The sequence below is a fragment of the Rhodococcus sp. NPDC055024 genome (genome assembly GCF_053608585.1).
Map to the genome: position 1 here is coordinate 61,030 of NZ_JBSGVT010000001.1, position 11,907 is coordinate 72,936.

General features: G+C 63.4%; 10 protein-coding genes. 6 read left to right on the top strand and 4 right to left on the bottom strand.

Annotated elements, in window-relative coordinates:
* Positions 1 to 89: 89 nt before the first annotated feature.
* The gene (leuA, locus tag ACWF6P_RS00295) at positions 90 to 1,898 is read left to right on the top strand and encodes a 2-isopropylmalate synthase (protein WP_003943488.1); all 1,809 of its coding nucleotides are present in this window, start codon (positions 90 to 92) and stop codon (positions 1,896 to 1,898) included.
* A 240-nt stretch (positions 1,899 to 2,138) separates the two neighbouring features.
* Positions 2,139 to 2,516, top strand: a complete 378-nt coding sequence (locus tag ACWF6P_RS00300) for an SHOCT domain-containing protein (RefSeq protein ID WP_003943489.1) — start codon at positions 2,139 to 2,141, stop codon at positions 2,514 to 2,516.
* Between the two features lie 135 nt (positions 2,517 to 2,651).
* Here the strand turns inward: ACWF6P_RS00300 and ACWF6P_RS00305 are convergent, their stop codons facing one another.
* Positions 2,652 to 3,545: a LysR family transcriptional regulator gene (locus ACWF6P_RS00305; RefSeq protein WP_378542873.1), complete on the bottom strand. Its 894-nt coding sequence runs from the start codon at positions 3,543 to 3,545 to the stop codon at positions 2,652 to 2,654.
* Positions 3,546 to 3,635: 90 nt separating this feature from the next.
* Between ACWF6P_RS00305 and ACWF6P_RS00310 the strand changes: the two genes are divergently transcribed.
* From ACWF6P_RS00310 to ACWF6P_RS00325, 4 genes are read left to right on the top strand one after another with little or no spacing between them, the layout of a single operon-like run.
* Positions 3,636 to 4,577, top strand: coding sequence for an EamA family transporter (locus tag ACWF6P_RS00310; RefSeq protein ID WP_452619546.1), 942 nt, complete (start codon positions 3,636 to 3,638; stop codon positions 4,575 to 4,577).
* Positions 4,578 to 4,602: 25 nt separating this feature from the next.
* On the top strand, positions 4,603 to 5,856 hold the full coding sequence (locus ACWF6P_RS00315) for a MurT ligase domain-containing protein (protein ID WP_452619547.1): 1,254 nt from the start codon (positions 4,603 to 4,605) through the stop codon (positions 5,854 to 5,856).
* Entirely contained in the window at positions 5,849 to 6,562 is a 714-nt protein-coding gene (locus tag ACWF6P_RS00320; RefSeq protein WP_378536986.1) for a type 1 glutamine amidotransferase, read from the top strand. The genes ACWF6P_RS00315 and ACWF6P_RS00320 overlap by 8 nt, the downstream gene beginning before the upstream one ends.
* 59 nt (positions 6,563 to 6,621) lie before the next feature.
* Entirely contained in the window at positions 6,622 to 8,322 is a 1,701-nt protein-coding gene (locus ACWF6P_RS00325; RefSeq protein WP_452619548.1) for a vWA domain-containing protein, read from the top strand.
* A 4-nt stretch (positions 8,323 to 8,326) separates the two neighbouring features.
* Here ACWF6P_RS00325 and ACWF6P_RS00330 read toward each other — a convergent pair whose 3' ends face one another.
* From ACWF6P_RS00330 to ACWF6P_RS00340, 3 genes are all read right to left on the bottom strand, one after another.
* Entirely contained in the window at positions 8,327 to 9,490 is a 1,164-nt protein-coding gene (locus ACWF6P_RS00330; RefSeq protein ID WP_452619549.1) for a low temperature requirement protein A, read from the bottom strand.
* Between the two features lie 66 nt (positions 9,491 to 9,556).
* A complete protein-coding gene (locus ACWF6P_RS00335) occupies positions 9,557 to 10,684 on the bottom strand; it encodes an acyl-CoA dehydrogenase family protein (RefSeq protein WP_452619550.1) in 1,128 nt (375 codons plus the stop codon).
* Position 10,685: 1 nt separating this feature from the next.
* The gene (locus ACWF6P_RS00340) at positions 10,686 to 11,894 is read right to left on the bottom strand and encodes an acyl-CoA dehydrogenase family protein (RefSeq protein ID WP_347875542.1); all 1,209 of its coding nucleotides are present in this window, start codon (positions 11,892 to 11,894) and stop codon (positions 10,686 to 10,688) included.
* Positions 11,895 to 11,907: the final 13 nt, after the last annotated feature.

Here is an 11,907-nt window from a genome sequence, read left to right on the forward strand (position 1 = left end):
TTTTGTGCGCCGGTCGACCAAGCCTTCCGGACTCATGGTCTTGACCAACAGGTCAACAGGCCGGGTCCACAATCCTGGAGATCACACCCATGTCCCCCGCTGACGCATTCACCACCGGCACTCGCACCATCACCCCGCCCACGAAGCCGGCACCTTCCGACCAGCCTGCGTGGAACACGCAGAAGAACTCGTCGATGCCGACGTTCCGCTACCGCCCGTTCGCCGAAGAGGTCGAGACAGTCACGCTGCCCGACCGCACCTGGCCGGACAAGATCATCGACCGAGCACCCCAGTGGTGCGCCGTCGACCTGCGCGACGGCAACCAGGCGCTGATCGATCCGATGAGCCCGGCGCGCAAGCGTCGTATGTTCGATCTCCTGGTTCGTATGGGCTACAAGGAGATCGAGGTCGGATTCCCGTCCGCGAGCCAGACGGACTTCGATTTCGTTCGCGAGATCATCGAGGACGGCGCGATCCCGTCCGACGTCACCATCCAGGTGCTGACGCAGTCGCGTCCCGAGCTGATCAAGCGCACGTTCGAGGCCTGTGAAGGTGCCGAGAACGCGATCGTGCACTTCTACAACTCCACCTCGATCCTGCAGCGCCGCGTCGTTTTCCGCGCCGACAAGGACACGATCAAGAAGATCGCCACCGACGCCGCCGAGCTGGTCCTGGCCGAGTCCAAGAAGTACCCGGACACGAACTGGCGCTGGGAGTACTCCCCCGAGTCCTACACCGGCACCGAGCTCGAGTACGCCAAGGAAGTTTGTGACGCCGTCACCGAAACCCTGGGTGCGACGCCTGCCAACCCGGTCATCCTGAACCTGCCTGCCACCGTCGAGATGGCCACGCCCAACGTGTACGCCGACTCCATCGAGTGGATGCACCGCAACCTGGCTCGCCGAGATTCGGTCATCCTGTCGCTGCACCCCCACAACGACCGCGGCACCGGCGTCGCTGCAGCCGAGCTGGGCTACCAGGCCGGCGCAGACCGTATCGAAGGCTGCCTGTTCGGCAACGGTGAGCGCACCGGCAACGTCTGCCTGGTCACTCTCGCTCTGAACATGTTCACGCGTGGCGTCGACCCGCAGATCGATTTCTCGAACATCGACGAGATCCGTCGCACGGTCGAGTACTGCAACCAGCTGCCCGTCCACGAACGTCATCCGTACGGCGGCGACCTGGTCTACACCGCATTCTCCGGCAGCCACCAGGACGCCATCAACAAGGGCCTCGACGCCATGAAGGTCGACGCCGACAGCCAGAACTCCGACGTCGACGACATTCTCTGGCAGGTCCCCTACCTGCCGATCGACCCGAAGGACGTCGGCCGCAGCTACGAGGCCGTCATCCGCGTGAACTCGCAGTCCGGCAAGGGCGGCGTCGCGTACATCATGAAGGCCGATCACGGTCTCGTGCTGCCGCGTCGTCTGCAGGTCGAGTTCTCGCAGTCGGTCCAGAAGATCACCGACGGTGAGGGCGGCGAGGTTTCGCCGAAGGAAATGTGGGACGTCTTCCACGAGGAGTACCTCGCTCCCATCACCCCGCTCGAGCGCATGAAGCAGAAGGTCACCGCGTCCGAGGAAGACGGCGGCACCGATGCGATCACCGCGATCGTCAAGGTGAACGGCAAGGAGCAGGAGATCTCGGGAACCGGCAACGGCCCGCTCGCTGCCTTCGTCGACGCGCTGGGAAGCATCAACTTCGACGTTCGTGTCCTCGACTACTCCGAGCACGCGATGTCCGCCGGTGACGACGCCCAGGCCGCGGCCTACGTCGAGTGCGCCGTGACGGGCCCGGAGGGTCAGAGCACCGTTGTCTGGGGTGTGGGTATCGCCACGTCGATCACGACGGCCTCGCTCCGCGCTGTGGTCTCGGCAGTGAACCGCGCCAGCTGACACTCAGCTCCTGACTCGTGAACAATCCCTGGTCTCACCCGATTTTCGGGTGAGACCAGGGTCGTTTTCGGGGCACTGAAGATTTTCGGTCCATGATTCCGATTCGGCATGACATTGGTCCCGAAAGAGTCGGTTAGCGAAGTTAACAAAAAGAATTCACCCATCGAGGATGATGCAGACGCCACGTGCGCGTGAGATAGTCAGCTCAGACAAATCCGACTTGTGAAATGGAGCTCGACAATGGATTCCTTTTGGGACTTCCTCTGGCTGATCATCATCAGCTTCGCGTTCATCGCGTACTTGATCCTGCTCTTCTCGATCATCACCGACCTGTTCCGCGATCACAAGACCTCCGGCTGGGTGAAGGCAATCTGGATCGTCTTCCTGTTCTTCATTCCGCTGCTCACCTCGCTCGTCTACCTGATCGTTCGCAGTGACGGAATGGCACAGCGGTCCCTCGAGGCTGCGCAGCAGGTCAAGAACGCACAGGACAGCTACATCCGTGAGGTTGCCGGAAAGTCCCCGGCCGAATCCATCGCAGATGCAAAGGCACTTCTCGACGCCGGCACCATCAGCGAAGAAGAATTCGCAGCACTGAAGGCCAAGGCCCTCGCCTGATTTCGGCCGTCAATGACCGGCCTCCACTAACTCAATAGTCAGTGGAGATTGCACTACCGAAGCGGGAGCGACACTAATCGTGTCGCTCCCGTTTTGTGTTCATTCACCAACCGTCGTTCATTCACCGACGGCCCTTCATTCACCAACCGCACGTGCGACGTCACGAAAGGCGTCGAGTACCACTCCGATTGCCGGACTGCGATCGGAATGTAATCGAGTTGCCAATTCATAAACGCGTGCAGCGCGCACACCCGCCACCGGTTTCCTCGATACTCCGGGATGCGTGATCGCGTAACGCGGCATCAATGCCACGCCGTGACCCGCCGCCACCAGCTCTTCGATGACGCGGAAATCGTTTATGCGATGAGCGACGCGAGGCTGGACCCCGGTTACCGACGCAACCGACAGCAGAACGTCGTCGACCGGAAATCCGCCGCGCACGCTGATCCAGTTCTCATCGGCCAATTGTTCCAACCGAACCGAATCCTGCTCGGCGAGTGGATGATCAGGCCGCAGCACCAGATCGATCGGTTCACGCATCAGCGGTTGCACGCTGACCCGGGGAAACGACGTCTCGGCTCCGCGTTCGTCACGGTGAGTGAGGATCACATCGTGATCGGCCAACAGCCCAGGGACGGCCGACGCCGGTTTGTCGACGTCGTAGGCGTCGATGTCCACGTCCGAGTTCTTCAGCGCCGTCAGGACACCGGGCAGCAGGAGTGCCGCGCCGGAGGGGAAGAACGCGACTCGCACCTTGCCGCGCGGCGAGCCTCGGTACGACGCCATCTCGTCCGCTGCCCGGTCGAGCGCCGCCACCACGTCGTCGGCGCGAAGCACCAGCGCTCGACCCGCGTCGGTGAGGCGCAGCGTGCGCCCGTCCGGCTCGAGGAGCGAGACCCCCGCCTCTCGGCCGAGGATCTTGAGTTGTTGCGAGACGGCGGACGGCGTCATCGAGAGGGCGAGAGCAGTAGCGCCGACGGTTCCTCGGTCGGCGAGCTCGCGGAGAATCCGCAAGCGCGTGGCATCCATACGGTGACGAATATCCATGTAGCAAAACTACATGGATAGTGCATCTATATTCGCTTGTTCTGATGCTTCGTAAGGCTCACGATTAACGTCATGACTCCCCGCGACCGTCTCCTCGGCCTGACCGTGATCGTCTTGTGGGGTCTGAACTTCCTGGCTATTCGCGTCGGCCTGGATCATTTCCCGCCGTTCTTCTTCGCAGCGCTGCGGTTTCTGATCATCGCGATTCCGGTGGTCATCTTCGTGCCGCGTCCGCAGGTACCGCTCCGTTGGCTGCTGCTCTACGGATTCGGTTTCGGATTCGGCCAGTTCGTCTTCCTCTTCTGGGCGATGCATTCGGGGATGCCGACGGGCCTTGCATCACTTGTCCTGCAGTCGTCAGCACCGTTCACCGTCCTACTCGGCGCGTTCCTGCTCCGCGAGAAGCTCAGCGTCTGGCAGGTCTCCGGGATCGCCGTCGCCGTTGCCGGTATGTCCTTGATCGGCTGGGACCGCTCGCACCATGCGGCACTGTTGCCCGTGATCCTTACGCTCCTCGGCGGTCTGTCCTGGGCATTCGGCAATCTCGGCAGCCGCTTGGCCGCGGCGAACACCGTCGGTGATCCCGCACCGATGCGCTTGATGTTGTGGATGTGTGTCATCCCGCCGTTGCCGATGCTCGCACTGTCAGCCGTGGTCGAGGGCCCCACCGTCGGCTGGCACGCACTCGGCACCGCATTCAGCGCCGACGCCTGGCCGTCGCTGGTCGGGCTGGCCTACATCATTCTGCTCGGCACCATCGCCGGATCCGGGCTCTGGACGATGCTCATGGGCCGCTACCCGGCCGGCATGGTGGCGCCGCTCTCCCTCCTGGTGCCGGTGGTGGGAATCGGCGCGTCCTGGCTGTTCCTGCACGAGGATCCGAGCCCGTTGTCGCTGGTCGGGGCGGTCATCGTAATTGCCGGTGCGAGTGCCGCACAGATGAGGCGCAAGCCCGCTGGCACTGTTTTCTCGGACACACCTGCAGCTTCACCACCGGCGCGACTCGGCGTCTGACGACGCCCTGTGCCAAACTCGGGCCGTGGGAACTGGACTATCGATCACAGCGCGCGGAAAGCTCGCCATGCGAGCTGCCGCAGCAGCATCTTGGGCATCGCAGAAGGCCGGTCGCGGCAAGGGTTCGATGATCGGCGGGCTGATCGCCCTCAAGATCGACCCGACGCTCATGACTCAGCTCGGACGCGGCAAGCGCACCGTCGTGGTCACCGGTACCAACGGCAAGTCGACGACCACGCGTATGACCGCTGCAGCGCTCGCCACACTCGGTGACGTCGCGACCCAGGCCGACGGCGCCAACATGGATGCCGGGATCGTTGCCGCTCTGGCCGCCCGTACCGATGCGACGCTGGCGGCACTCGAGGTCGACGAACTGCACGTCCCCCACGTAGCCGACGCCGTGAACCCGGAAGTAATCGTGCTGCTGAACCTCAGCCGCGATCAACTCGACCGGGTCGGCGAGATCAACATGATCGAACGGAAACTGCGCGCGTGCGTCAACGCGCATCCGAATGCGGTGATCGTCGCCAACTGCGATGACGTACTGGTCACCTCCGTGGCATACGACGCCACCAACGTCGTGTGGGTTGCGGCCGGCGGCGGCTGGGCCGGCGATTCCGTCAGCTGTCCGCGCACCGGCGAACCCATCGTGTGGGAGGGAAAGCACTGGCGCAGTACCGGTTCCGACTTCGCGCGGCCCGAGCCGACCTGGTGGCTCGACGACGACAATCTCTACGGCCCCGACGGCCTGAAGATTCCGATGACGTTGACCCTCCCCGGAAAAGCCAACCGCGGTAACGCAGCTCAGGCCGTAGCGGCTGCAGCGGCTTTGGGCGCAGATCCGATCGGGGCAGTTGCCGCCGCGTCGACGGTTCAAGAAGTCGCCGGTCGATACAGCACCGTCGAGGTCGGACCGCACTCCGTTCACATGCTGCTCGCGAAGAATCCCGCAGGTTGGCAGGAAGCGCTGTCGATGATCGATCCCACAGTGGACGGACTCGTGATCGCGGTGAACGGTCAGGTGCCGGACGGCGAAGACCTCTCCTGGCTGTGGGACGTGAAGTTCGAGCACTTCGAAGGCGTCAAGGTAGTGGCCGCCGGCGAACGCGGAACCGATCTGGCAGTTCGCCTCACGTACGCAGGCGTCGAGCACACCCTCGATCCGGATCCGTTGCGCGCCATCGCTTCCTGCCCTCCCGGACGTGTGGAGGTACTGGCGAACTACACAGCCTTCCGTGACCTCAACACCGCCATCGCGAAGGAGTCTCGCAATGTCTGACTCGACAATTCGCATCGGACTGGTTCTCCCCGACGTCATGGGCACCTACGGCGACGGCGGCAATGCCCTGATCCTGCGTCAGCGTCTGCGGATGCGCGGCTACGACGCCGAGATCGTGGACATCACCCTCAGCGATCCGGTCCCCGATTCGCTCGACGTGTACACGTTGGGTGGCGCCGAGGATTCCGCTCAGCGCCTCGCAACGCGTCACCTCGCGAAATACCCTGGCCTGCAACGCGCCGCCGAGCGTGGCGCACCGGTTCTGGCGATCTGCGCTGCCATTCAGGTGCTCGGTAACTGGTACGAAACCTCCAGCGGCGAACGCGTCGAAGGTGTCTCGATGCTCGACGTCACGACCTCACCGCAAGAGAAGCGCTCCATCGGCGAAGTCATCACGAAGCCGCTGATCGACGGACTCACCGCACCCCTCTCGGGGTTCGAGAACCACCGCGGCGGAACAACTCTGGGTAGCTCGGCCTCCGGATTTGCACGGGTCACCCATGGTGTCGGAAACGGCGTCGGCGACGGATTCGAAGGCGTCGTGCAGGGTTCGGTGATCGGGACGTACATGCACGGACCCGCTTTGGCTCGCAACCCCGAACTCGCGGACCTCCTGCTCATGCGCGCCTTGGGTGTGAACGAGCTGGAACCCCTGCATCTGCCCGAGGTCGACAAGCTCCGCAAGGAACGACTCGCGATTCGCTGAGCCAGTGTCGTCCGTTCGGACGACTGTTGGCGGACTGCGGCAGCTCGTAGTCTCGTTCCATGCGTCTTCGTGTGGCGATCTGTATTGCAGCGACTACGATCATTGCCGTCGGATGTTCGACGCAGGGCGGCGGTGGAAAACAAGAAGCAGGCGGGACCCAGCAGGCAACTGTCGCTGCTGATCCGGCTTCAGAAGTGAGCGCAACGGCGCCTACCGTCATCGTGCTGGACGCCTCGGGGTCGATGAAGCAGGACGACGCTCCCGGCCTTCGAATCGACGCCGCCAAGAACGCGATTCACACTCTCGTCAGTGGCCTTCCAGACGAGGGTGCGCTCGGTCTGATCGCGTACGGCACCTCCACGGGTAGCAGCGACGCCGAGAAGGACGTGGGTTGCCGCGACATCAAGACAGTCGTGCCCCTCGGCCCACTCGATCGAAACGCATTCGCAGCGGGAATCGACGGGCTGTCCGCGTCGGGATACACCCCGATCCTGTCTGCACTTCAACAAGCCTCCGCCGCACTCCCCGCCGATGGTGAGCGCACGATCATCCTCGTCTCCGACGGGGAGGACACCTGCTCACCCGAACCTCCGTGTGAGTCCACCGAAGCGATACCTCACGATCCTGGCCTGACCATCCACACCATCGGATTCAAGCTCGACGCCGCTGCGTCCGGCCAGTTGACGTGCATCGCCGATGTCACCGGGGGAATGGCGATCGACGCCGCCAACGCAGCTCAACTCACCGCACGGCTGGCGGTTGCCTCGAACCCCGACTCGGCGCGGGAGCGACTCTCCACCAGCGGTTTCCGCAACCTTCGTATCGGTATGACCGAGGGTGAGGCACGGAAGGTGGCCGGCGACCTGGCACCGGTATCGAAGACCGGAACAGTGGCCGTCGAATGGCAGGACTGCGAATTGACCTTCACCGACGGCGTTCTCGTCGAAATTGCGCCCCGGACCGGCGCTGCCACACTGGACGGACTGACCGTCGGCCAGAAGATGCAGCGCGCCGCCGAACTGTACGGTCCCTTCACTGCCACAACCAATTCCGACGGTGAATCCGTCGCAGTCTTTCCGGCCGACACCGAAGCGGGAACCGGGTATCGCATCACCTTCACGCCCGAAGGTAAGAAAGTGGATGAGGGAACGATCACCCGCATAGTCCTCTGCCGATGCTTGCCTGCGACTGCGGGATCATCGGCAGGCGGTACCCCGACCGAGATCGTGAATCTTGTTGCCGTCGACGGTTCCGGCAAACCCAAGTCCGGTTGGAGTGTCACGACACCGGCCATGAAGATCAGCGAGTGCTACGCAGCATCGCAGTCGGCAGTCACGCCGGGAGTCATCACCTGCGGAAGCACCGCAGACGGGGCGGACGCGTGTTGGGTCGGTCCGGAGCCCGATTCGATTCTCTGCCTGCAATTTCCCTGGGGAACAGAACTGATCACCGCTCGGGGTGTGGACGGCGTCGAGGCATATCCGCCGCCGACCGACCCTCCTCCGTTCGGGCTCGAACTCGAGAACGGTCTTCTCTGCCGCGTCCGACACGGCGGTTCGTGGACCTCTCCCGAATCGAACCCAAGCCTGGCGGGCGCTTACTCCTGCCGAGGGCAGGGGGCGGATACCCCGATCGTGTGGTCCGAAAGCAGCTATCCGATAGATCGTTCCGAAGATCGGTGGACGGTGCTGGTCGGACCGTCGAAGGGACCGTTGGAGACCGTCGCGGTCACCAAGGCAATATTCCTTGCCGCCGAATGAGCGCTCAGACGGTTTCGGATTTACCCTCGGTCAGGATCAGTTCCACGGCCAACAGCGCGGCGCAGGCCAGTCCCGCGACCAGTTCGGGCACTGCGGTGTAGGTACCGCCGAGGACGACGATTATCGCGACCGAGAACGGTGCGAGAGTGCGTACCGACGAGTCGTGCAGTCGAATGTGGATGAACCACAAGGCCGCGAGGATGACCGCGACCGGAACGGTGACGGCGGCACCCGTCACCAACGCGCTGCCGTCGCCGTGATGAGTCCAGAAGTCGACGCGTGAGGCCAATCCTGCACCGATGGCGGCAGCGGCCGCGAAGATGAAGTAGTGACCGAACCCCCAGACGAAGGGTGAGACGTTGTCACCGCCGATCACTTCGCCGGCATTGCGTTGGAAGTACAACCACCACAGGCTGAAGACGATCAGGATGCCGCCGATCACGACGTAGGTGACCTGCGCTGCCGGATGCTCACCGTCGACCGCGTCCTGAATTGCGATGGTGGTCGAGAGGATCGTCTCGCCCAGAACGATGATGAAGAACAACGAGTACCGCTCCGCGATGTGATGCGGGTGCCACGGTGTCATGCCCGGCTTCTCGGACCAGATCGGAACCGCGAACTCGCACAGAACCAACAGCAAGAACGTCGGGACGTAGATCGCGGACGGCACGAAGTAGAAACCGATCCAGCCAAGCTGGACCAGAACGATTCCGAGAGCGTATCGGCGAGCCGTCAGCGCGTGTTCCGGGTCGTTCCGCGACACCCTGAGCCATTGGATGACCAGGGCAATTCGCATGATGACGTAGCCGACGATGATCAGCAGGGCGTCGTCGTTGAAGAAGCGGACGATGCCCGCGGCAAGAACCAGCGACCCGAGGATCTGGAAGATGGTCAGCAGGCGGGCGATTCCGTCGTCGTTGTCGTACGCCGAGGTGAACCACGTGAAGTTCAGCCACGTCCACCAGATCGCGAAGAACGCCATCGCGAAGTGTCCGACGCCCGAGGCCGCGTGCCCTTCGCTGATCGCATGGTGCAGACCGGTGGCCGCTTGAGCGACCGCCACGACGAAGCAGAGGTCGGTGAGCAGTTCGAGCGGCGTCGCCACCCGATGCGGCTCGTGCGGATCCCGAGGAACCAACGGCCTGATGAACGAACTGGTGCGATTCACGAAGGGCAGAGTAGCGCGATGGTTGCCGACGCGCTGCCTGTGACTGGAACCTGCGGCCTCAGATATTCACGCCGACGCCCCGATCTGAGCGCGGATTTCCAGCTGATCGGCGAGTTCGGCGCCTATCGCCCCCGCACTCCCCAAGGTGAAGGCGATCTGGCGTCCCCACAGGAAGTAGCGGTGAATCGGGTAGTCGATATCCGCGCCCATCCCGCCGTGCAGGTGCTGGGTCGCGTGCACGACGCGCAAACCGCCGCGCGAGGCCCACCATTTGGCGACCAGCGCAGCCGCTTCCGCTTCACTCTCGACTCCGCTGTCCATCAACCAGGCAGCGCGGTGGGTGGTCAATCTTGTGCTCTCGGTGTCGAGGTACGCGTCGGCGGCCCGGACTGCCACTGCCTGATTGGTCGAGAGCGGACGGCCGAACTGCACTCGCTCCGAGGTGTATTTCGCCGTCATCGCCAGCGCTTCCTCGCAGACGCCGGTGGCCAGGGCCGCCAGCGCCACCCGTGCACGCCGCAGCGTCCAGTCTCGAACTACCGTGCCGTCTGCGGGAAGTGCGTCGGCTGCACTGACGGCAACCCCGTCGAACTGCACAGCGCTGTTGCTCTCGCGGTTCGTCACCGCAAGCGGTGTACGCACCAGCGCGTCCCGGTCCGTCGGCACGATCATGACGGTGACACTGCCGTCCGGCATCGTTACCGGAACAACCAGTGCTGCGGCGAACTCGGCGGCCGGTACGGAGTCGACGCGTCCGGACAGAACCCAACCGTCAGGCGCCGGCTCGGCGCGAACTGCCGTCTCGGCGTTGTAGCCGGTGTCGAAGGCACCTGTGACGATCACCGAGCCGTCGAGCAGTCCCGGAAGCCACGACGCTTTCTGCTCTGAGCTGCCGAACTCCGCGATCGGCAGCGCCGCCGTGGACACCACCGACCAGAGCGGTACCTGGGCGACCCGGCGACCCTGTTGTTCCAGCACCGCTGCCAGACCGAGCATTCCGAGGCCCGCTCCCCCGACCTCTTCCGGCAGAGCAATTCCCAGCACGTCGGAGTCGGCGAGAAGCTTCCACAGTTCCGCGTCGAAACCGCCGGCGCCCTCCACTTCCCGGAGTCGGTCTACAGCGGACTTCGCCGCAAAGATCGATTCACTCAGATCCCGTACGGCGGACAAGTTGTCGTCGAATTCGAATTCCATGTCAGCTCTTCTCGTTCTGTGCGGTCGCGGCTCGACGACGCGCAGCAAGCGTCATGCCCAGGCATTTTGCGGCGACGATTTCACGCATCACTTCGTTGGTACCGCCACCGAAGGTGTTGTTCTGTGCGCGTCGACCCAGGTTCTCGACCCGTCCTTCGAGCACCGCTCCGGGTGTGCCGGGGCGCAGCAATCCCTTGGCGCCCAGCACTTCCTGCAGCATGCCGTAAGCACTGACGACGGCCTCGGTGCCGAAGATCTTGGCCGCAGCTGAATCGCCACCGCCCAACGTGTTGGCAGCGACGTCCGCCACCAGTCGCAGATTCATCAGGTCGGCAGCACTGAGCAGCGCGTAGACCTCTGCCAATTTCTCACGTACCCAACCGATGTCGTAGACGTGGCCGTCACCGGCGGGTTCGGTCTTTGCCCATTCGACCACCTCGGCAAAGAGCTCGTTGGCTATACCACCGCGTGCCGCCAGGGCAACACGTTCGTGGTTGAGCTGGTTGGTGATGAGCTTCCACCCTTGATTGAGCTCACCGACGACATTGGTGATCGGCACCCGAACATCTTCGTAATAGGTTGCCGAAGTGCTGATTCCACCCACGGTATGAATTTCGGTTACCGAGAAACCCGGCGAGCTGGTCGGCACCAGGACCACGGAAATGCCCTGATGCGTCGGCGCGTCAGGATCAGTACGAACGGCAAGCCAGACCCAGTCGGCAAACACACCGGCACTGGTGAAGATCTTGTTGCCGTTGATGACAAGCTCGTCGCCCTCGATGCGGGCCCGTGTTTCGAGTGCTGCGAGATCCGTGCCCGCATTGGGTTCGGTGTAGCCGATGGCAAAGATCAACTCGCCCGCCAGGATCGGACGTAGGAAGAAGTCCTTCTGTGCCTGCGTTCCGTGCTTGATCAGCGCTGGGCCAACGGTGTTCAGCGTCACCAGTGAGAGCGGTGCATTCGCACGAATCACCTCGTCGTAGAACACGTACAGAGCTTCGGGGTTCTCACCCCGGCCGCCGAATTCCTCCGGCCACCCCAAGCCCAGCCAACCGTCTTTACCCATCCGGCGCAGGATGCGATCGAAGACGGGGCCGCCTTCGGTCTGATCCACGAGAGCACGACGATCTTCCTCGTTGATGATCTCCGCGAAGTACGCGCGCAATTCCTTGCGCAGAGTCTTCGACTCCTCCGACAAATCCAAATACATGGTGAAGCTCCTA

Bases quoted from the DNA above. Each gene is read 5' to 3' on its own strand.
- leuA (WP_003943488.1), top strand. From the start codon at position 90: ATGTCCCCCGCTGACGCATTCACCACCGGCACTCGCACCATCACCCCG.
- ACWF6P_RS00300 (WP_003943489.1), top strand. From the start codon at position 2,139: ATGGATTCCTTTTGGGACTTCCTCTGGCTGATCATCATCAGCTTCGCG.
- ACWF6P_RS00305 (WP_378542873.1), bottom strand. From the start codon at position 3,545: ATGGATGCCACGCGCTTGCGGATTCTCCGCGAGCTCGCCGACCGAGGA.
- ACWF6P_RS00310 (WP_452619546.1), top strand. From the start codon at position 3,636: ATGACTCCCCGCGACCGTCTCCTCGGCCTGACCGTGATCGTCTTGTGG.
- ACWF6P_RS00320 (WP_378536986.1), top strand. From the start codon at position 5,849: ATGTCTGACTCGACAATTCGCATCGGACTGGTTCTCCCCGACGTCATG.
- ACWF6P_RS00325 (WP_452619548.1), top strand. From the start codon at position 6,622: ATGCGTCTTCGTGTGGCGATCTGTATTGCAGCGACTACGATCATTGCC.
- ACWF6P_RS00335 (WP_452619550.1), bottom strand. From the start codon at position 10,684: ATGGAATTCGAATTCGACGACAACTTGTCCGCCGTACGGGATCTGAGT.
- ACWF6P_RS00340 (WP_347875542.1), bottom strand. From the start codon at position 11,894: ATGTATTTGGATTTGTCGGAGGAGTCGAAGACTCTGCGCAAGGAATTG.